This window comes from Thermus neutrinimicus (assembly GCF_022760955.1).
In the GTDB taxonomy this organism is placed as follows: Bacteria; Deinococcota; Deinococci; order Deinococcales; family Thermaceae; genus Thermus; species Thermus neutrinimicus.
This window is the reverse complement of sequence record NZ_JAKTNU010000008.1, coordinates 50355-67780: the sequence shown is the minus strand read 5'-3', so window position 1 is coordinate 67780 and position 17426 is coordinate 50355. Positions and strand designations below refer to the sequence as shown.

Genomic DNA, 17426 nt, shown 5'->3' with positions numbered 1-17426 from the left:
TTACGTAGTCCCCACGCACGTGGGGATGGCCCGCCTAAAATCCCTCCGCGATTGACCCGTTGAAGGTAGTCCCCACGCACGTGGGGATGGCCCGCTGGAGAAGCTTTCTGAAAGTGCCAGCCGACTGTAGTCCCCACGCACGTGGGGATGGCCCGAGGATTTTGGCCTACTTCAACCCCGCCGAGCCGTAGTCCCCACGCACGTGGGGATGGCCCGGCCAAAGGCGATTCTCGTCGAGCCACGAGCTTGTAGTCCCCACGCACGTGGGGATGGCCCTGGGGAATCCCCTCCTTTCGGGAGGGGATCACCGTAGTCCCCACGCACGTGGGGATGGCCCGGCTGGAGCCCGAGATTCTGGGCCTAGCGGAAGGTAGTCCCCACGCACGTGGGGATGGCCCGTAGATCTTGTACGTTCTCATACCTCATCCCTCCGTGTAGTCCCCACGCACGTGGGGATGGCCCGACCTTTCGTCGGTTTTGGGCCTGTCGCCCAAAGTAGTCCCCACGCACGTGGGGATGGCCCGTGGCAAAGGAAATCTGGGGCACGTCAAACGTAGTAGTCCCCACGCACGTGGGGATGGCCCGGTCTCCGGGGCGCTCCCACTTGAACTCACCCTGTAGTCCCCACGCACGTGGGGATGGCCCGCCAAAATCCTCTTCCCTAAAGCCACCAGAGTTGTAGTCCCCACGCACGTGGGGATGGCCCTAGTGGCGCGGACCCGGGACCCCTGGGATCCGCGTAGTCCCCACGCACGTGGGGATGGCCCGCGCTTCGCGCGTGGGCCGCCTCTGGCCACCTGGTAGTCCCCACGCACGTGGGGATGGCCCGCCGGACTATCTCCCGCCGCCGTTCCTCTGCCCGTAGTCCCCACGCACGTGGGGATGGCCCGTCATCCTCCTTGTGGCCGGCCTTTTGGCGCACGTAGTCCCCACGCACGTGGGGATGGCCCGGGGCTCAACTGGCCCCTGCTCAGGATCTGGGTGTAGTCCCCACGCACGTGGGGATGGCCCGTGGCTTAGGGGGAGAGATGAAGCGGGTCCGCAGTAGTCCCCACGCACGTGGGGATGGCCCGGAGAGGAGGGCTTGGGCGATGGAAGACGCCCTAGTAGTCCCCACGCACGTGGGGATGGCCCGGAGCGTGGCTAACGGCGCACCTACTAACCCTTGTAGTCCCCACGCACGTGGGGATGGCCCGTACCGCCTGGAGCTCGTGGGGAGCGCCCAGTCGTAGTCCCCACGCACGTGGGGATGGCCCGACGAAGGGGTTCGAGGTCCCCCCGCTCCACCAGTAGTCCCCACGCACGTGGGGATGGCCCGGGGGGGATATCCTGGAGGGCACCCTGGAGCCGGTAGTCCCCACGCACGTGGGGATGGCCCGGTGCGGGCCCGCGTAGGGGGGGCGAACCGGCGGTAGTCCCCACGCACGTGGGGATGGCCCGGAACCGAACGCCAAAATGCCGATTAGCTGCTTGTAGTCCCCACGCACGTGGGGATGGCCCTGTTGCAGATGCATCCCCGGCACTGCGGACTGCGTAGTCCCCACGCACGTGGGGATGGCCCGCCCAAACCCCAGGAAACCCTGAAACCCCAGGGGTAGTCCCCACGCACGTGGGGATGGCCCGCAAAACGCCCTGCTGGCCTACCTACTGGGCGCGTAGTCCCCACGCACGTGGGGATGGCCCGATGCCCTTCCTGGCCTCTCCCCGGTGGTGGAGGTAGTCCCCACGCACGTGGGGATGGCCCGGCCGATGACTGGAGGCAGTTTAGCCACGGTACGTAGTCCCCACGCACGTGGGGATGGCCCGACCTTCTGGGCCCGCAAGCGGGGCGTCCGGCTGTAGTCCCCACGCACGTGGGGATGGCCCGCAAGAGGCATTCAATCGGATTAAGGCCCTTCGGCCGTAGTCCCCACGCACGTGGGGATGGCCCGTCCTTGGCCTCCTCGAGGTTCCTCAGGGCCTCGTAGTCCCCACGCACGTGGGGATGGCCCGGCGTATGCGGCTGCGGCGTGGGCCCTGGCTGCGTAGTCCCCACGCACGTGGGGATGGCCCGGCTCCGCCCCCACCTCCCCGCAGGCCCTGAGTGTAGTCCCCACGCACGTGGGGATGGCCCTTCCTAGCTTCATTGTGGTGAACAGGGGAAAGGGTAGTCCCCACGCACGTGGGGATGGCCCGAATAGCGGCATCGCTGAGCTGGGTTTGGGGATGTAGTCCCCACGCACGTGGGGATGGCCCGAGTGCTATGGGGGTCCGCCCCCCTATCTGCGTGTAGTCCCCACGCACGTGGGGATGGCCCGTAGGAACGGGGGGAAGAAGGGAAACCAGGAAGGTAGTCCCCACGCACGTGGGGATGGCCCGCGCACCACTCCCTCCCCCCACCACGCTACGGAGTAGTCCCCACGCACGTGGGGATGGCCCGGCGTGCAGGCCCTGCACCACAAGAGAAGAGCCGTAGTCCCCACGCACGTGGGGATGGCCCGAGCACCCGCACTGTGAAGGCGCACCTGGCCCGTAGTCCCCACGCACGTGGGGATGGCCCGCGCAAGAGCGCCTCGTTGAAGCGCAGCCTCACGTAGTCCCCACGCACGTGGGGATGGCCCGACCTGCACCTTCTTTACCCCGTCAAACCCCTCGTAGTCCCCACGCACGTGGGGATGGCCCGGATATATCCGGGCTGTCCTGGGAGCGGATAGCGTAGTCCCCACGCACGTGGGGATGGCCCGCCCGCCGCACCTGCCACGCCCGGCGGACGGCCGTAGTCCCCACGCACGTGGGGATGGCCCGAGGCGTTCCAGGGTGGGTTCCTCTCCCCATCCGTAGTCCCCACGCACGTGGGGATGGCCCTCATGGCGGCAGTCCCGGCCCTGGAGAGGGCTAGTAGTCCCCACGCACGTGGGGATGGCCCGCGGTTGGCGGCGGAGCTGGGGGTGGTCATCATGTAGTCCCCACGCACGTGGGGATGGCCCGTCCCGAAATGGGCTTCGGCCATCCGCCGGAGAGTAGTCCCCACGCACGTGGGGATGGCCCGCCAAAAATAGCGTGTCCATAAAGCCAGAGCGCGTAGTCCCCACGCACGTGGGGATGGCCCGACACGGAAGTGGGCCGTGTCCGGGATGCGCATGTAGTCCCCACGCACGTGGGGATGGCCCGATGAACGACCTGGTGGCCAAGGGGTCCAGCGCGTAGTCCCCACGCACGTGGGGATGGCCCGTGCTACCATCCAGCAGGGCGAGGTGGGGAACCGTAGTCCCCACGCACGTGGGGATGGCCCGGCCCCCTAGACGTTGAACCCGAACATGCGCATCATGCGCTTGCCTTCCTCGGTCATCTTGGCAGGGGTCCAGGGAGGAGTCCAAACGAACTCCACATTCACCCCTTGCACCCCAGGAAGGCGCATGACCGCCATCTCGGCATCCGCCTTCACCATGTCCTGGGCCGGGCAGCCGATGGCGGTAAGGGTCATGGTGACGTCCACCACCCCGTTTTCGTGGATCTCCACGTCGTAGACCAAGCCCAGGTCCACGATGTTCACGGGAATCTCGGGGTCATAGACCACCTTCAGGGCCTCGAGGACCTGCTCCTTGGTGGGCAGGTCCCCCCTCCCTTCCCCCTGGGAAGGTTCCCGCGCATCCCCCTGTCCCTCTGGCAAAGCCTCGCGGTGCCTCTCGTCCATGCTCTATAGGATACCCCTCCCCCCAACACCCCGCCTAGCCGGGCTCACCTTCCCCAGGAAACCCCCTTGGAAAAACGCCAGAGGTGTGCCACAATAGGGCCGGTTGGGGAGTAGCCCCAAGACCAGCCTCCCGTCAGGACGGGCCTAGGCCCCGGGAGGCTGGGGGCGAAAAGCCCGGGCGAGACCACCGCAAGGGCGGTGGTCTTTTTCTTTTAGGAGGTGTGCATGGAAGCGGGTGTTCTCTCGGTGATCCTGATCCTGGTGGCCCTCGAGGTCATCCTCTCCGCGGACAACGCCCTCATCCTGGGGGTCATCGTCCAAAAGCTGCCCGTTCACCTCAGGCGCAAGGCCCTCTTCTATGGCATCCTGGGAGCCTACGTGCTCAGGGGACTCGCCCTCTTCTTCGCCGCCTTGGTCATCAAGCTCTGGTGGGTCCAGGCGCTGGGGGCCGCCTATCTGCTTTACGTGGCCCTGAAGCACTTCCTCAGGCCCCAGGAAGCCCATGCCCCACCCCCTCTGGAGGTGAGCGCCGCGCAGTTTTGGAAAACGGTGGCCCAGGTGGAGCTCATGGACCTGGCCTTTGCCGTGGACTCGGTCCTGGTGGCCGTGGCCCTTTCCGACAAGCTATGGGTCATCTACACCGGGGTCTTCCTGGGCATCCTGGCCCTCAGGATGCTGGCCAGCCTGGTGGTGAATCTCCTGGACCGGTACCCCCGGTTCAAGCACCTGGCCTATGGGGTGGTGGGGCTTGCGGGGGTGAAGCTTCTCGTGGGGGGTTGGGACAAGCTCATGAAAGAGGTGCTCCACCGCCCCGAGCTGGCCGTGGGCTTGGACAAGGAGGCCTTCAGCCTCCTCATCCTGGCGGTACTCCTTCTGGGAAGCCTCTGGGCTTTGCGCAAGCCCGCAACCCAACCCTCGTAGGATGAGCTCCTGGACTTATCTTTTGCCGGCCCTTCTCCTCTTCTTGGAAGTGGGATTCCCCTTTGGCCTCCTCGTGCCCGGAGGGGATACCCTCCTCCTGGCTTTGGGAGCCCTGGCCGGGGAGGGCAAGCTCAGCCTCTTCCCCCTACTTCCCCTATTATTCCTGGGAAGCTACCTGGGGCACGGGGTGGGGTTCGGCCTGGGACGGGCCCTGGGTTCCCAAACCCTAAAGCGGTTTCCCAAACGCCTCCAGGAACGGGCCATGAGGCTCCTAAGCCGCTTTGGCCCTTCGGCCCTCCTCCTTGCCCCCTTTGTGCCGGGAATGCGCACCGCGGTTCCCTTCCTGCTGGGAGCCTTGGGCTTCCCCTGGTTTCCCTACCTGCTCCTGGCCGCCTTGGGAAGCCTCCTCTGGACCCAGGGGCTCGTTCTCTTCGCCTACTTCCTGGGGGAAAGGCTTCCCGCCTGGCTTCTTTGGCCTATCCTGCTCCTCCTCGCCCTTCTTCCCCTTCTGCGCCGCGAAAAAGCCTAGATGTACTTCTCCCCCCGCACCACAAAGACGTTCTCCACGTAGGCGATCACGGCGTAATGGGGGAAGTAAGCCTCCTGCAAGCGGGCCAGGATCCTTAGGGCCACCTCCTCGGGAACGATGGTTTCCAGGCGGATGTTCTGCCCCTCCCAGTCCAGGCTCCGTACGCCCCGGGAACCCTCTCCCCTGGCGGGCACGATGGTGTACCCCTTGGCCCCCAGGCGCTTGATCTCCTCCACCAGCTTCTTCTCCAGGATGCTCTCCGCCACGATGGTGACCAGCTTCAAAGGCACCAGGTCCATGCTTCACCCCCCTATCCATTGGGCCAAGGCGTGGTAGATGGGGATACCCAAAACCAGGTTAAAGGGGAAGGTTACCGCCAGGCTGGCCGTCAGATACAGGCTGGGGTTAGCCTCCGGCAGGGCGATGCGCACGGCAGCAGGGGCGGCGATGTAGCTGCTGCTGGCGGCCATGGCCCCCAAGACGGTGGCCCCACCCGCAGAAAACCCCACCAGGTGCGCCACATAGACCCCTATGGCCCCATGGAAGAGGGGGAGGAGGGTTCCGTAGAGGACCAGGCGGAAGCCCACCTGCCTTAAGGCGGCGAACCTCGAGGCCGCCACCATCCCCAGGTCCATGAGGAAAAGGGTGAGGGCCCCGTAGAAGGGATCCACAAAGAAGGGCTTTACCCGCTCCATCCCCGCCTCCCCGCTTAGGGCCCCGACGAGAAGCCCTCCCACCAGGAGGACCACGCTCTTCCCGGTGAGGACCTCCTGGAAGGCCTCGCCCAGGTTCCCACCCCCCCGCTTGGCCATAAGGAGGGCCACCACGATACCCGGCACCTCCAAGAGGGCCACCAGGGTGGGCAAAAACCCTTCGGGCCGGTGGCCAAGGGCTTGGGCAAAGGTGAGGGCCGCCAAAAAGGTCACCGCGGAAACGGAGCCGTAGTGGGCGGCTAAGGCTCCCGCATCCACCCGGCCCAGGGCCAGGAGGCGGCGGGCCAGGGCATAACTAGAAAGAGGCCTAAAAAGCCCCAGGCCCAAGGTGGCTAAGGCGGGAAGAAGCACGGTGGCCAAAGGGGTTTTGGAAAGTTCAACCCCCCCTTTGAAGCCGATGGCGAAGAGCAGGTAGATGGAAAGCGCCGTGTACATGGCCTCGGGGAAGGCCAGGTCGCTCTTGAGAAACCGGGCCGCCATCCCCAGGGCAAAGGCCAAGACCATGGGGGAAAGGAGGTTGAGGCGAAGGAGCTCCAAGGCATCCATGGCCTGCCTTTTACCACGGGCGGGAGGGCTTGGTACAATCCGGTACGATGCGGCCTTTGGTGGGCGTCATCATGGGGTCCAAGTCCGACTGGGAAACCCTCCGCCATGCGGCGGAAACCCTAGAAGCCCTGGGCATCCCCCACGAGGTCCGGGTGGTCTCCGCCCACCGTACCCCGGACCTGATGGCGGAGTACGCCAAGACCGCCAAGGAGCGGGGGCTTATGGTGATCATCGCCGGGGCGGGAGGGGCGGCCCACCTTCCCGGCATGACCGCCGCCCATACCCCCTTGCCCGTGCTCGGGGTGCCGGTGGAAAGCAAAGCCTTAAGGGGCCTGGATTCCCTGCTTTCCATCGTGCAGATGCCCGCCGGCATCCCCGTGGGAACCCTGGCCATCGGCAAAGCGGGGGCGGTGAACGCCGCCCTGCTCGCCGCCAGCATCGTGGGGCTTTCCCACCCCGAGGTGATGGAGCGCCTCGAGGCCTATCGCAAGGCCCAGACGGAGGCCGTCTTGGCCCACCCCGACCCCCGGGAGGAAGGATGAGGCTGGGCATCCTGGGCGGGGGCCAGCTGGGGAGGATGCTGGCCCTGGCCGGCTATCCCCTGGGCCTTTCCTTCCGCTTCCTGGACCCCTCCCCCCAGGCCTGTGCCGGGCAGGTGGGGGAGCTGGTGGTGGGGGATTTCCTGGAGGAAAAGACCCTTAGGCGCTTTGCCGAGGGGCTAGAACTGGTCACCTACGAGTTTGAGAACGTGCCGGTGGAGGCCGCCCGCCTCCTGGGGGAATGGCTTCCCGTCCTTCCCCCGCCCAAGGCCCTGGAGGTGGCCCAGGACCGGCTTGCGGAAAAGACCTTCATGCAAAGCCTGGGGATACCCACCCCGCCCTTTCGCCGGGTGGATAGCCTAAGGGAGCTTAGGGAAGGCCTCGAGGCCCTGGGCTTCCCCGCCCTCCTCAAGGCCCGCAGGGGCGGGTACGACGGCAAGGGCCAAGCCCTCCTCGCCTCATGGGAGGAGGCGGAACGGGCCTTCCACAGCCTGGGGGGAGGGGGATTGATCCTCGAGGGGTACGTTCCCTTCGGGCGGGAGCTTTCCCTTTTGGGGGTGCGGAGCCGAACCGGGGAGGTGGCCTTCTACCCCCTGGTGGAAAACCGCCACCAGGGGGGGATCCTGCGCCTTTCCCTGGCCCCAGCCCCCGCCCTCTCCCAAGCCCAGCAAGAAAAGGCGGAAGGCTACGCCCAAAAGGCCATGGAGGCCTTGGGGTACGTGGGCGTGCTGGCCCTGGAGCTCTTCCAGGTGGGTGAGGAACTCCTCTTCAACGAGATGGCCCCCCGGGTTCACAACTCCGGCCACTGGACCCTGGAAGGCGCAGAGACCAGCCAGTTTGAAAACCACCTCCGCGCCCTTTTGGGCCTCCCCTTGGGGAACACCCTCCCGCGGGGGCATAGCGCCATGGCCAACCTCATTGGGGTGAGGCCCGACTTCGCCCAGGTCCTCGCCCTCCCCGGAGCCCACCTGCACTGGTATGGCAAGGAGGTGCGCCCCGGACGCAAGGTGGGGCACATCACCCTGCGGCGGGACACCTGGGAGGACCTGGCCCAGGACCTTCCCCATCTCCTCGCCCTGGCCCAGGCCCCCGAACCGGTATAATCCCTGTGTTCCCTGTGGGAGCGGTAAGGAGGCAGGCTATGGACCGGAACGCTCGGCTCAAAGAGGTGGTGCGCGCGGCCAAGGAACACCCCGTCTACCGGGAGAAGCTTAGGGGCGTCCACCCGGAGGAGGTCACCCTGGAAACCCTAGGGGAACTCCCCCTCACCACCCGGGAGGAATGGGTGGCCTACCTTAAGGAAAACCCCCGGCCGCCCACAGGGGCAAGCCTCATGCACCTGACCCCAAGCCCCCTCATGGGCTGGATGCCCGAGTACCTTTCCCAGGAGGACCTGCGTTACCAGACCGAGGCCCTGGCGGAGCACTACCGCCGGCTCGGCCTCACGGGGAAAAAGGTGCTGGTGGCCTTCAGCTACCACGTCTTTGCCGGGGGATGGCTCTTCCATCAGGCCCTTTGGCGGGCGGGAAACCTGGTCTTCCCCCACGGGCCGGGGGAGGCCAGCCGCATCGCCGAGGTCGGCCAGGCCTATGGCTTTGACGTGCTGGTCACCAACCCCTCCTTCGCCCTCAAGGTGGGCCAGGCGGGGGGGCGGTTTGCCCTGCTCCTGGCGGGGGGAGAGCCCTTCACCTCCGTCCCCGGCTTCCGGGAAAAGGTGGAAGCCGTTTTGGGATGCACCGCCCTGGACGCCTACGGCACCAGCGAGCTGGGGATCGTGGCCGGGGAGACGCTCAGCAAGGATGGGCTTTGGGAGATCCCGGAGATGGCGGTGCTGGAGGTCTTGGATCCCGAAACCCTAAAGCCCGTGCCCGACGGGGAAAAGGGGGAGCTGGTGGTCACCGCCCTAAGCCGCACCCTCATGCCCATGGTGCGCTTCCGCACCGGGGACCTGGCCGTGGCCGAGCGGCGGGAAGGGCTCACCGTCCTGCCCCGGGGGGTCTTCGGCCGCACCGACCAGATGGTGAAGGTGAAGGGGGTAAAACTCTACCCCACGGAGCTGGCCCCCATCCTGGGGGGATTCGGCCTGGACCCCAAGGGCTTCCAGGTGGTGGTGGAACGGAAGCTGGAGGGCACGGACAAGCTGGTCCTCCGGCTTAAGGCGGAAAAGGTGCCGGCGGGGCTTTTGGAGGCCATCACCAAGGCCACGGGCCTGAGGGTGGACGAGGTGGAGCTTGTGGGGGAGCTGGAAGGCGGCCTGGTGGTGGACCGTCGCTTCTGAGGAGAGCCCCGGCCCTCGAGGGCCGGGGCTTGTTATTCTCTTCTCATAAACCCGGGGTATGCTCCTCCCAAAGCAACGGGGCCCTTGCGCTATAGTAAGGGCAAACCCTGTGCCTTGTGGGAAGGAGGCAAGATGCGGTTTTTCGTGGTAGGCGACGTTTCTGTGGACCTGCTCTTCTTCGTGGAGCGCATACCGGAGCCGGGGGAGGAGATACCTTCCCGCCGTGCCCTGATGAAACCGGGGGGCGCCGGGGCCACCCTGGCGGCCCAGCTTTCCAGCCTAGGCCACCGGGTCTACCTGGCCGGCCGGGTGGGGCAGGACCCCTTCGCCGAGCTGGCCCTGTCCCGGGTGCGGGAGGCGGGGGTGGATCTGAGGCACCTGCAGGAGGACCCCGACCACACCACCAGCTCCGTGCTGATCCTCCTGGTGCCCGGGGGAGAAAGGGCCATGGTGAGCGCCGAGGGGGCAAGCCGCTACCTGGACCCCTCCCTCTTCAAACCCCGCTTCCTGGACCAGGCGGACGCCGTGGTCCTCTCCGCCTACGCCCTGGTGGGAGGGCCTAGCCGCAGCTACGCGGTGGAGGTCCTCGAGGCCGCCAGAAAGCGGGAGATGCCCATCTTCGCCGACCTGGGAACCGGGGCGGTACGGACGGCGGGCAAAGAGCTCCTGAGGTACCTGCGGGGTGTAACCTGGCTTCTCATGAACCAGACGGAGCTTCTGGCCCTGACGGAGGCCTCCTCCCTCTCCGAGGGGGTTTCCCGCCTCCGGGAAGAGGGCTTCCCCCACCTGGTCATCAAGGTGGGGGCCATGGGGTCCATCGTGGTCACCCCGGAAGGGGAGGAGCTCATCGAACCCTTCCCCGTGGAGGACATCGTGGACTCCACGGGGTCCGGAGACGCCTACACCGCCGCCTTCGCCCACGCCATCCTGAGCGGGAAAAACCCCTTGGAGGCGGGCAGGCTGGCCAACCTGGCCGGGGCCTTGGCCGCCACCGCCATCGGCGCCCAGGGCAGGCTCATCCGGCTAGAGGACCTGGAAGTAGCGGTGGGCTAAGGCCAAAAAGGCCAGGCCCGCCTTCCCGCTCTTTTCCGGGTGGAACTGGGGGGCCAGGAGGTTCTCCTTGGCCAGCAAGGCGGTGAAGGGGATGCCCTCGTACTCCCCCCGGCCCAGGGAGTAGGGGGTAAGGGAGCCATAGTAGGAGTTGGCGAAGTAGAAATGCCGCTCCGAAAGCTCCTGGAAAGCCCCGCCAAAGCGCACCCGGTTCCACCCCATCTGGGGCACGCGGCCTTGGGTAAAGCGCCTCACCACCCCCTCCACCAGGCCCAAGCCCCTAACCCCGGGGGCCTCCTCGCTCATGGGGTACAGGACCTGCATGCCCACGCAGATCCCCAGGAAGGGAAGGCCCTTCTCCACGTGGGCCAGGACCCGCTCCACGAAGCCGCTCCCCTGGAAAGCCCGCATCACCTGGCCGAAGTGGCCCTGGCCGGGGAGGACCAGGAGGCTGGCCTCGAGGTGCGCCCGGGGGTCCGAGGAGACGGCCACCTCGAAGCCCGCCACCTCCAGCGCCTTGGCGGCGCTTCGGAGGTTCCCCGAGCCGTAGTCGATGAGCAGGGCCTTCATGCCCTAAAGCACCCCCTTGGTGCTGGGAAGCCCCTCCCCCGTGATCCGGGTCGCCCGGGATAGGGCCCGGGCCAGGGCCTTGAAGCTGGCCTCCAGCACGTGGTGGGCCTCCCTGCCGGAAAGAAGCCTTAGGTGCAGGGTGAGGCGGCCGTGGTTGACGAACCCCCGCAAGAACTCCCGCAGGTGGTAATGGTTTACCCCTCCCGCCTCCCCCACCACGGGCCACTCCTCTGGCCAATACTCCAGGTGGGGCCTCCCCGAGAGGTCCAAGACGCAAAGCACCAGGGTTTCGTCCATGGGGGCAAAGGCCTCCCCGTAGCGTTCCACACCCCTTCCCTCCCCCAAAGCCTCCTTCAAGGCCTGGCCTAAGGTGATGCCCACATCCTCCACCAGGTGGTGCACGTCCACCTCGAGGTCCCCCTTGGCCTCCACCTCCAGGAGGAAGCGGCCGTGCCGCTGAAGCTGCAGGAGCATGTGGTCCAGGAAGGGGAGGCCCGTGGCGATCCCACCCCCTGTGGGCCCGTCCAAGCCCAGGCGCACCCGCACCCAGGTTTCCGCCGTGGCCCGCTCCACCGTGGCCTCACGCATACGCCACCTCAAAGGCCGCCTTCAAAAAGGCATCCATCTCCTCCTTAAGGCCTATCGTGACCCGGATGCACCCCGAAAGCCCCGGGTACCGGTCCTGCCGGCGTACCAGAATCCCCTGGGAAAGGAGGTGGCCATAGGCCTCGGACGCATCAGGGGTGCGCACCAGGAGGAAGTTGGTGTAGCTCCTATAGGGCCGCCAGGTGGGGTGGCCCTTAAGCTCCGCATAAACCCGCTCCCGCTCGGCCCGTACGTGGGCCGCCACCGCCTCCGCGTAGCCGGGGTTTTCCAGGACCACCTCCAGGATGGCCCCGGTGTGGGCGGGCAGGACAAAGGGGGGAAGCACCTCCCGCACCACCTGGGCCACCTCCGAGGCCGCAAGCAGGTACCCAGCCCGAATCCCCCCCAGGGAAAAGGCCTTGGAGAAGGTGCGCAGGAAGGCCACATGGGGGTTTCCCCGGCCCAGAAGGCTTAGGTCGGTGCCGGAGAACTCCCGGTAGGCCTCGTCCACCACCAGAAGCCCCCCCACCTCCTTGGCCCTCTCGGCCAAGGCCCAAAGGGCCTCTTCGGGGAAAAGGGCCCCCGTGGGGGCGTGGGGGTTGGGCAGGAATAGGACCCCGCCCTGGAAGGCGGAAAGAAGCGCCTCCAAGGGCAAGGCGAATCCCTCCTCCCCTGCCTCCAAGGGCAGGGCCCGGTAAGGGGTGCCCGTCACCCGGGCGGCGTGGGCGTAGTGGGGAAAGGAGGGGCTTACGTCCAAGACCTCCTCCGCCGCCGCCGCCAGGGCCAGGATGAGGAGGTTGGAACCCGGGGCCAGGACGATGCCCTCCTCCGGCCACCCCACCTGGGCGGCAAGCCTTTGCCGCAAGGCCTCGGCGTGGATCTCCGGGTACCGGTTCCAGGGAAGAAGGGCCAGGCGCCTCAGGGCCTCCGCCTTCAGGGCCTGGGGAAGGTCAAAGGGGCTTTCGTTCTGGTCCAGCTTCACCGGGGCCTCCACCTTCTTGTAGGGATAGGGGGGGATACCCCGGAGGTGTGCCTTAAAGGCCCGCATGGGTCAAGTATAGCTAGAAGTGGGCGTAACCCCGCCGCTCTACGGGCGCGCCCAGGAGGTACACTCCCTCCCCCTCGGAGACCCGTCCGGCACGGAAAAGGGGAAGCCCCGCCTCCTTCGCCCGGGCCAGGACCTGGGCCTCCCGCTCGGGGGGAACCGCCAGCACCGCCTCAAACTCCTCTCCCCCATAGAGGACCAGCTCGCGGGCTTGGGCCTTATCCCCGGCAAAGGCCAGCACATCGGGGTAAAGGGGAAGGGCCTCGAGGTCCACCCGCACCCCGAGCTCGGCCAGCTGCCAGAGGGTTTCCGCCAGGCCATCGGAGGAGTCCAGGCTACCCCGGAGGAGGCCCTGGAGGCTCAGGAGCTCCAGCCGGGGCAGGGGGTAGAAGGCCGCCTGGCGGATCCTGGGGTAGGCCCCCAGGTCCCTGCCCTGGTAGTGGGCCCGGATGGCCGCCCCCGTCCTGCCCCAGCGGTCCCCGGCCAGGTAGAGGAGGTCCCCGGGAAGGGCCCTGCGGGGCAAGGGAGCCTCCGCCCGCGCGAAGCCGGAAACGGTGAGGGCCACCTCCTGCCCAGCGTTGGTATCGCCCCCCAAAAGAGGGGCCTGAAGCCGCCTGGCCGCCTCCGCCGCCCCCCTTGCCAGCTCCAGGGCGAACGTCTCCTCGAGGTCCGGGGGCAGGAAGAGCCCCAGGGTAAACCCCAAGGGCCTCCCCATCTTGGCTATCAGGTCCGAGGCGGTGGCCGCCACCCCCCGGAAGCCCACCTCAAAGGGCCCCATGCCCGAAAGGGCCACCTCCCGGTAGAGGAAACCGTCCGTCTTCAAAAGCCAGGCCACCTCCCCCACCCAAACCCCCCCGGCGTCATCCCCGGGGGGCAGGGGAGCCTCCGGGGGATAACCGATGGGGGCAAGCTTCCCAAGAAGCGCCCGCTCGCCCAAGTCCTTAAGCCGCATATGCCCAGGCTAGGGTATCATGGCGGGGTGTGCCGGGTTGACCTTTGCCTCACGCCGGCCCGTGGCCCCCTGGTCCTGGTGGAGGTCCTTCCCGCAGGCAGCCTCCTCAGCCAGCTCCTGGCCCAGGGGGCCGCGGAGGTCTGGGTAGCCCCAGGGCCCAAGGTGGCCCGCCTTTTAGCCCAGGAGCTGGGCCAAGGGGTTCTCCTCCTGGGCGAGGTGGAGGGCTTCCCCCCCGAGGGCTTCCACGGCCGGCTCTCCCTGGTGGACCTGGAAAGGACCCGCGTGGAGGGGAAAAGGGCCATCCTGGTAGCCCCTCTCCTCAACGCGAGCCTCCTGCCCGGGGAGGAGGAGGTGTACGTGGCGGGCTTCCGCAACGCCAAAGCAGTCCTGGAGGCCTTCCGCGGCCTGGAGGGGCTGGTCCTTAGGCCTTCCGGCGCCCCCAACCCCCTTCTCTCCGCGGTGGTGGCAGCGGGATTCTTGCAGAAACGCCTCTTCCCCGAGTCCTCCGCCACCTTAGCCACCGCCCTCCTCAAGGCCTTCCCCGACCCCCAGGAGGCCCTTTTCCAAAGCCCGGAGGGCCAGGCCCTCCACAAGGAAGGGCGCACGGAGGAACTGGCCCGGGCCAGCCTCATCGGGGTGGACCCCGTGGTACCCAGGCTCGCCGGGGTGCGCTTCTTCCCCAAGGTGGCCTTTGGCCTAACCCAGGACCGTTACGCCCAGAGGTTTGTGGCATGGAACGGGTAGAGCTCTTAGGCCTTCCCCTGGACCCCGTGGGGATGGAGGAGGCCCTGGCCCGGATCGGGGGCTTCCTGGAGGAGGAGGGCACCCACCAGGTGGTCACCCTGAACCCCGAGATGGCCGTGCGGGCCCAGGAGGACCAGGACCTCAGGCAAGCCATCCTCGAGGCGGAGCTGGTAACCCCGGATGGGGTGGGGATCCTCTGGGCCGCCAAAAGGCTTTTGGGCCTGGAGCTTAAGGAGCGGGTCACCGGGGTGGACCTCACCCTGGCCCTTTTCCGCCGCTTTCCCGGGATCCGGGTCTACCTCCTGGGAGGCAGGCCTGGGGTGGCAATGCGGGCGGCCCTCGAGGCCGGGCGGCTAGGGGCGGAGGTGGTAGGGTACCACCACGGCTACTTCCAGGAGGAGGAAGGGGTGGTGGAGGCGATCCGGCAAAAGGCCCCGGACCTCCTCCTGGTGGGCATGGGGGAAAGGCAGGAAACCTTCATCCACCGGCACAAGGCCCACCTTGGGGCCAAGGTGGCCATGGGGGTGGGGGGCACCCTGGACGTGCTGGCCGGGGAGGCCAAACGCCCCCCGGCCTGGGCCCAGAGGCTTGGCCTGGAGTGGCTCCTCCGGGTGGGCCTGGATCCCAAGCGCTGGAAAAGGGCCCCCAGGCTCTTCCGCTTCGCTTACCTGGTTCTCAAGGAAAGGCGCTAGAATGCGTCCATGGTGACCCCAAGGCGCTTCCTTGCCCTTCTCCTCTTCCTGGGGCTCGGCCTAGCCCAAGGGCTGGTCCTGCCCTTTGAGGGCCCCCAGGGCTTCCGCTTGGCCCAGGCCTTCGCCCAAGGCCTCAAGGCCCCTCCCCCCACCCTCCTGGCCCTTCTCCTGCCCGATCCCCCCTGGCGGGGCGGTTACGATCTGGCCGGGGGGCTTTACACCCGGGCCGGGGCCCGGCTCGCCCAGGCGGCCACGGGGGCCGAATGGGTTCTCCTGGGCAAGGGGGAGGAAAAGGGCTTAAGGCTTTTCCTGGCCCGAAGGGATGGGGTGAAGGAGGGGCTATTCCCCACCCCCAACCTCGCCTGGCTCTGGCTCCAAGGGGAGGGCCTGGCCCCGAAGTTTAGCCCCTTACCCCACCCCACCCTCAGCGAGGAGGAGCTCAGGGCCTTGGCCCAAGGGGAAAACCCGGATCCCCTCCACCAATCCGCCTTGGACCTTAGGGAAGGACGGGGTGCAGGCCTTTTGCAGGGGCTCTTGCCGGAAAGGCTCCTGCTCCTTTGGCAGGACAAGCTTCCCCCCGCCTACCAGGCCTTCGCCCTCCTCTCCCAGGGCAAGCGGGAGGAGGCCCTTAAGCTGGCGGAAACCCTACGGGAAGGGGATGTCCTGGAAAAGGCCGCCGCGGAGCTGGTGTTTAGGGCCCTCGAGGACCCGCGCTGGAAGGAATCGGCCCGGGTCCTGGCCCAAGCCTTCCCCGAACTTCCCCTGGCGTGGGAGGAGGTGAGCTTTGCCGCCTTCTCCGAAGGGAAAGGGGAAGAGGCCAGGGATGCCCTGCTCAGGGCCCTCAGGCTCAGGCCGGATCACTGGCTTTACTGGACCAACCTGGGCTGGGCCTACTACCTCACGGGGGACCTCCCCCGGGCCATCCTGGCCTCAAAGCGGGCGGTGGAGCTCCTGCCCAACGCCACCGCCTACTACAACCTGGGGCTTTTTAAGGCCATCTACGGGGACTTCCTGGGGGCCAAGGCCTTTTACCAACGGGCCTTGAGGCTGGACGAGGGCGAGGACTTCCCCGAGGCCTTAAAGGACCTGGAGGGGCGAACCGAACCCCTGGCCCTTTTCTTCCGGGCCTACGTGTCAGAACGGGCAGGGCTTCCGGCCAAGGCGCTGTACCAGGCCTTCCTGGAAACCCATCCCCGGCATCCCCTGGCCCAGGCGGCCAAGAGGGCCTTGGGCCAGAAAGAGGAGAGGCCCCTTCTGGAGGTGAAGAAGCTTTCCCTGATCCCCGGGGACCTGGAGGCCCGGCCCTTCCACGCGGGGGAAGCGGTCTTCCCGGAGGTGAGACTCGTGGGAGACCCCTACCTTCCCCGCAAGGAGCTGGAAACCCTCCTTTACAGGGAGGGCACCCTGGTTGCCCAGGAGAAGAAACCCCTGGGCTTCCCCCCCCTCACCAGCGCCCTGGAGGAGGTGGCCCCCGCCGTCACCCTGCCCGAGCCCGGGCGGTATGCCCTCGAGGTGCGCTACGGGGAGGCCCAGGTGGTCATCCCCTTGCCGGTGGGGCCGGAAAGCCTGGCGCGGAAGCTCTACGCCCTGGGCCTCGAGGTGCGGGACCTGGATGGCACCCTGCTCCTCAACCCCAAGGAAGCCTTGGGCGCCGAGGGGGACCGCCTCCTCCTGGAAAGGACCCTGGAGGCCCTAAGGCAGGCCGCCCCCCTGGCCACGGGAAGCCGCTTCACTAACCCCCTCACCCAAGGGCCCTACGCCGGGAAGAGCGTGCAGGACCTCCTGAAAAACCCCGCCCCGGAGATGGTGCAGGCCTTTTTCCGGGCAGTGCTGGAAGCCCCGGAACTCCTGGCGGAAAACGACGTGGTGAACGCACTGGTAGCCTGGCTCCTTCAGGGCCAGTAACGCGGTAACGCCCCTGTAACGGCCCCTGGGGTTTACCCTAATCTTGGTCTCATCGGACCGGATTGGAGGCGTATTCGTATGGGCATCCTTCGGCATTGGCGTTTGGGTATTGCAGTGTTGCTGGCAGCGCTGGGTGCTGGTCCTGGCTCGGCTACCGGATACTAGTAAGCAAAAACCTCCCGCCTAGGCGGGAGGTTTTTTGGTGGAGCCGACGGGACTCGAACCCGTGACCTCCTGAGTGCGATTCAGGCGCGCTCCCAGCTGCGCCACGGCCCCACGCGCCCTATATGGTAGCCGGGGGCCCTGGCCTTGTCTAGTCCCCATCCTTGAGCCGCACCTCCACCCGGCCCTTCTTGTCCTTTACGGAAAGCCTGGCCTTGGCCTTGCCCTTCTTGTACTCCGCCTTCCACTCGTCCTTCTTCACCTCGTACTTCACCCGCACCCAGCCCCGGCGGCGAAGGTCCTCGTCGTGGTGGCGGAAGATGGCCTCGGCCTGGGAGTAGCGGTAGACCACCACCAGACCCTGGGGCTCCGGAAAACGCTCCACCACCACCGCCTGGGGAAAGAGGTTAAAGGAGAGGCTTGCGGTGATGCGGAGCTCCAGAGGGCTGGAGGGATTCACCTCGAGGGCCCAGGCTAAAAGGAGCAGGGGTAGCATCCCAAGCATCCTACGCATGCCCATAG

17 protein-coding genes, 1 tRNA gene and 1 CRISPR repeat array (1 of these 19 only partly in view) are annotated in these 17426 nt (G+C 67.2%); of the genes, 9 read left to right on the top strand and 9 right to left on the bottom strand.

Annotation, left to right across the window (positions count from 1 at the left end):
* A CRISPR array of direct repeats spans window positions 1–3272; the repeat unit is 29 nt; unit sequence GTAGTCCCCACGCACGTGGGGATGGCCCG (it extends 971 nt beyond the left edge of the window).
* A gap of 5 nt (window positions 3273–3277) precedes the next feature.
* Complete coding sequence (locus L0C59_RS06685) at window positions 3278–3673, bottom strand: metal-sulfur cluster assembly factor (RefSeq protein WP_243090548.1); 396 nt, start codon at window positions 3671–3673, stop codon at window positions 3278–3280.
* 225 nt (window positions 3674–3898) lie between these two features.
* On the opposite strand from L0C59_RS06685, the gene L0C59_RS06680 reads away from it, so the two are divergent.
* Both L0C59_RS06680 and L0C59_RS06675 read left to right on the top strand, forming a co-directional pair.
* Window positions 3899–4594: a TerC family protein gene (locus tag L0C59_RS06680; protein ID WP_243090547.1), complete on the top strand. Its 696-nt coding sequence runs from the start codon at window positions 3899–3901 to the stop codon at window positions 4592–4594.
* Between the two features lies 1 nt (window position 4595).
* Window positions 4596–5123, top strand: coding sequence for a DedA family protein (locus tag L0C59_RS06675; RefSeq protein WP_243090545.1), 528 nt, complete (start codon window positions 4596–4598; stop codon window positions 5121–5123).
* Here the strand turns inward: L0C59_RS06675 and L0C59_RS06670 are convergent.
* Together L0C59_RS06670 and L0C59_RS06665 are read right to left on the bottom strand one after the other, a co-directional pair.
* Window positions 5120–5422 (bottom strand): P-II family nitrogen regulator, encoded by a 303-nt coding sequence (locus L0C59_RS06670; protein WP_243090543.1) that lies wholly within the window; start codon window positions 5420–5422, stop codon window positions 5120–5122. The two genes, L0C59_RS06675 and L0C59_RS06670, sit on opposite strands and share 4 nt — an antisense overlap.
* A gap of 3 nt (window positions 5423–5425) precedes the next feature.
* Complete coding sequence (locus L0C59_RS06665) at window positions 5426–6382, bottom strand: sodium-dependent bicarbonate transport family permease (RefSeq protein WP_243090542.1); 957 nt, start codon at window positions 6380–6382, stop codon at window positions 5426–5428.
* 47 nt (window positions 6383–6429) lie between these two features.
* On the opposite strand from L0C59_RS06665, the gene purE reads away from it, so the two are divergent.
* From purE to L0C59_RS06645, 4 genes are all read left to right on the top strand, one after another.
* Entirely contained in the window at window positions 6430–6924 is a 495-nt protein-coding gene (purE, locus tag L0C59_RS06660) for a 5-(carboxyamino)imidazole ribonucleotide mutase (protein ID WP_243090539.1), read from the top strand.
* Complete coding sequence (locus L0C59_RS06655) at window positions 6921–8024, top strand: 5-(carboxyamino)imidazole ribonucleotide synthase (RefSeq protein WP_243090538.1); 1104 nt, start codon at window positions 6921–6923, stop codon at window positions 8022–8024. Before purE ends, L0C59_RS06655 begins: the two co-directional genes overlap by 4 nt.
* 38 nt (window positions 8025–8062) lie before the next feature.
* On the top strand, window positions 8063–9199 hold the full coding sequence (locus L0C59_RS06650) for a phenylacetate--CoA ligase family protein (protein WP_243090536.1): 1137 nt from the start codon (window positions 8063–8065) through the stop codon (window positions 9197–9199).
* 132 nt (window positions 9200–9331) lie between these two features.
* Window positions 9332–10252: a carbohydrate kinase family protein gene (locus tag L0C59_RS06645; protein ID WP_243090534.1), complete on the top strand. Its 921-nt coding sequence runs from the start codon at window positions 9332–9334 to the stop codon at window positions 10250–10252.
* On the opposite strand, the gene hisH is transcribed toward L0C59_RS06645, so the two are convergent.
* The 4 genes from hisH to L0C59_RS06625 are packed head-to-tail and all read right to left on the bottom strand — an operon-like array spanning window position 10223 to window position 13401.
* Window positions 10223–10819 (bottom strand): imidazole glycerol phosphate synthase subunit HisH, encoded by a 597-nt coding sequence (gene hisH, locus L0C59_RS06640; RefSeq protein WP_243090532.1) that lies wholly within the window; start codon window positions 10817–10819, stop codon window positions 10223–10225. The genes L0C59_RS06645 and hisH overlap by 30 nt on opposite strands.
* A gap of 3 nt (window positions 10820–10822) precedes the next feature.
* Window positions 10823–11407: an imidazoleglycerol-phosphate dehydratase HisB gene (gene hisB, locus L0C59_RS06635; RefSeq protein WP_243090530.1), complete on the bottom strand. Its 585-nt coding sequence runs from the start codon at window positions 11405–11407 to the stop codon at window positions 10823–10825.
* Window positions 11400–12452, bottom strand: coding sequence for a pyridoxal phosphate-dependent aminotransferase (locus L0C59_RS06630; RefSeq protein ID WP_243090529.1), 1053 nt, complete (start codon window positions 12450–12452; stop codon window positions 11400–11402). Before L0C59_RS06630 ends, hisB begins: the two co-directional genes overlap by 8 nt.
* A gap of 13 nt (window positions 12453–12465) precedes the next feature.
* The gene (locus L0C59_RS06625) at window positions 12466–13401 is read right to left on the bottom strand and encodes a thiamine-phosphate kinase (protein ID WP_243090527.1); all 936 of its coding nucleotides are present in this window, start codon (window positions 13399–13401) and stop codon (window positions 12466–12468) included.
* A gap of 27 nt (window positions 13402–13428) precedes the next feature.
* Between L0C59_RS06625 and L0C59_RS06620 the strand changes: the two genes are divergently transcribed.
* Genes L0C59_RS06620 through L0C59_RS06610 form a run of 3 tightly spaced genes read left to right on the top strand, consistent with a single transcriptional unit; the run spans window position 13429 to window position 16742 of the window.
* On the top strand, window positions 13429–14145 hold the full coding sequence (locus L0C59_RS06620; protein ID WP_243090525.1) for a 2-phosphosulfolactate phosphatase: 717 nt from the start codon (window positions 13429–13431) through the stop codon (window positions 14143–14145).
* Complete coding sequence (locus L0C59_RS06615; protein WP_243090523.1) at window positions 14133–14837, top strand: WecB/TagA/CpsF family glycosyltransferase; 705 nt, start codon at window positions 14133–14135, stop codon at window positions 14835–14837. Before L0C59_RS06620 ends, L0C59_RS06615 begins: the two co-directional genes overlap by 13 nt.
* Window positions 14838–14846: 9 nt before the next feature.
* A complete protein-coding gene (locus L0C59_RS06610; protein ID WP_243090521.1) occupies window positions 14847–16742 on the top strand; it encodes a tetratricopeptide repeat protein in 1896 nt (631 codons plus the stop codon).
* Window positions 16743–16942: 200 nt separating this feature from the next.
* Here L0C59_RS06610 and L0C59_RS06605 read toward each other — a convergent pair.
* A tRNA-Ala gene (locus L0C59_RS06605) sits at window positions 16943–17018 on the bottom strand.
* A 37-nt stretch (window positions 17019–17055) separates the two neighbouring features.
* The gene (locus tag L0C59_RS06600) at window positions 17056–17418 is read right to left on the bottom strand and encodes a hypothetical protein (RefSeq protein WP_243090519.1); all 363 of its coding nucleotides are present in this window, start codon (window positions 17416–17418) and stop codon (window positions 17056–17058) included.
* Between the last annotated feature and the right edge of the window lie 8 nt (window positions 17419–17426).

What these genes read in the sequence shown, in the direction of transcription:
- L0C59_RS06685 (WP_243090548.1), bottom strand. Translation starts at nt 3,673, where the DNA reads ATGGACGAGAGGCACCGCGAGGCTTTGCCAGAGGGACAGGGGGATGCG.
- L0C59_RS06680 (WP_243090547.1), top strand. Translation starts at nt 3,899, where the DNA reads ATGGAAGCGGGTGTTCTCTCGGTGATCCTGATCCTGGTGGCCCTCGAG.
- L0C59_RS06675 (WP_243090545.1), top strand. Translation starts at nt 4,596, where the DNA reads ATGAGCTCCTGGACTTATCTTTTGCCGGCCCTTCTCCTCTTCTTGGAA.
- L0C59_RS06670 (WP_243090543.1), bottom strand. Translation starts at nt 5,422, where the DNA reads ATGGACCTGGTGCCTTTGAAGCTGGTCACCATCGTGGCGGAGAGCATC.
- L0C59_RS06665 (WP_243090542.1), bottom strand. Translation starts at nt 6,382, where the DNA reads ATGGATGCCTTGGAGCTCCTTCGCCTCAACCTCCTTTCCCCCATGGTC.
- purE (WP_243090539.1), top strand. Translation starts at nt 6,430, where the DNA reads ATGCGGCCTTTGGTGGGCGTCATCATGGGGTCCAAGTCCGACTGGGAA.
- L0C59_RS06655 (WP_243090538.1), top strand. Translation starts at nt 6,921, where the DNA reads ATGAGGCTGGGCATCCTGGGCGGGGGCCAGCTGGGGAGGATGCTGGCC.
- L0C59_RS06650 (WP_243090536.1), top strand. Translation starts at nt 8,063, where the DNA reads ATGGACCGGAACGCTCGGCTCAAAGAGGTGGTGCGCGCGGCCAAGGAA.
- L0C59_RS06645 (WP_243090534.1), top strand. Translation starts at nt 9,332, where the DNA reads ATGCGGTTTTTCGTGGTAGGCGACGTTTCTGTGGACCTGCTCTTCTTC.
- hisH (WP_243090532.1), bottom strand. Translation starts at nt 10,819, where the DNA reads ATGAAGGCCCTGCTCATCGACTACGGCTCGGGGAACCTCCGAAGCGCC.
- hisB (WP_243090530.1), bottom strand. Translation starts at nt 11,407, where the DNA reads ATGCGTGAGGCCACGGTGGAGCGGGCCACGGCGGAAACCTGGGTGCGG.
- L0C59_RS06630 (WP_243090529.1), bottom strand. Translation starts at nt 12,452, where the DNA reads ATGCGGGCCTTTAAGGCACACCTCCGGGGTATCCCCCCCTATCCCTAC.
- L0C59_RS06625 (WP_243090527.1), bottom strand. Translation starts at nt 13,401, where the DNA reads ATGCGGCTTAAGGACTTGGGCGAGCGGGCGCTTCTTGGGAAGCTTGCC.
- L0C59_RS06615 (WP_243090523.1), top strand. Translation starts at nt 14,133, where the DNA reads ATGGAACGGGTAGAGCTCTTAGGCCTTCCCCTGGACCCCGTGGGGATG.
- L0C59_RS06610 (WP_243090521.1), top strand. Translation starts at nt 14,847, where the DNA reads ATGGTGACCCCAAGGCGCTTCCTTGCCCTTCTCCTCTTCCTGGGGCTC.
- L0C59_RS06600 (WP_243090519.1), bottom strand. Translation starts at nt 17,418, where the DNA reads ATGCGTAGGATGCTTGGGATGCTACCCCTGCTCCTTTTAGCCTGGGCC.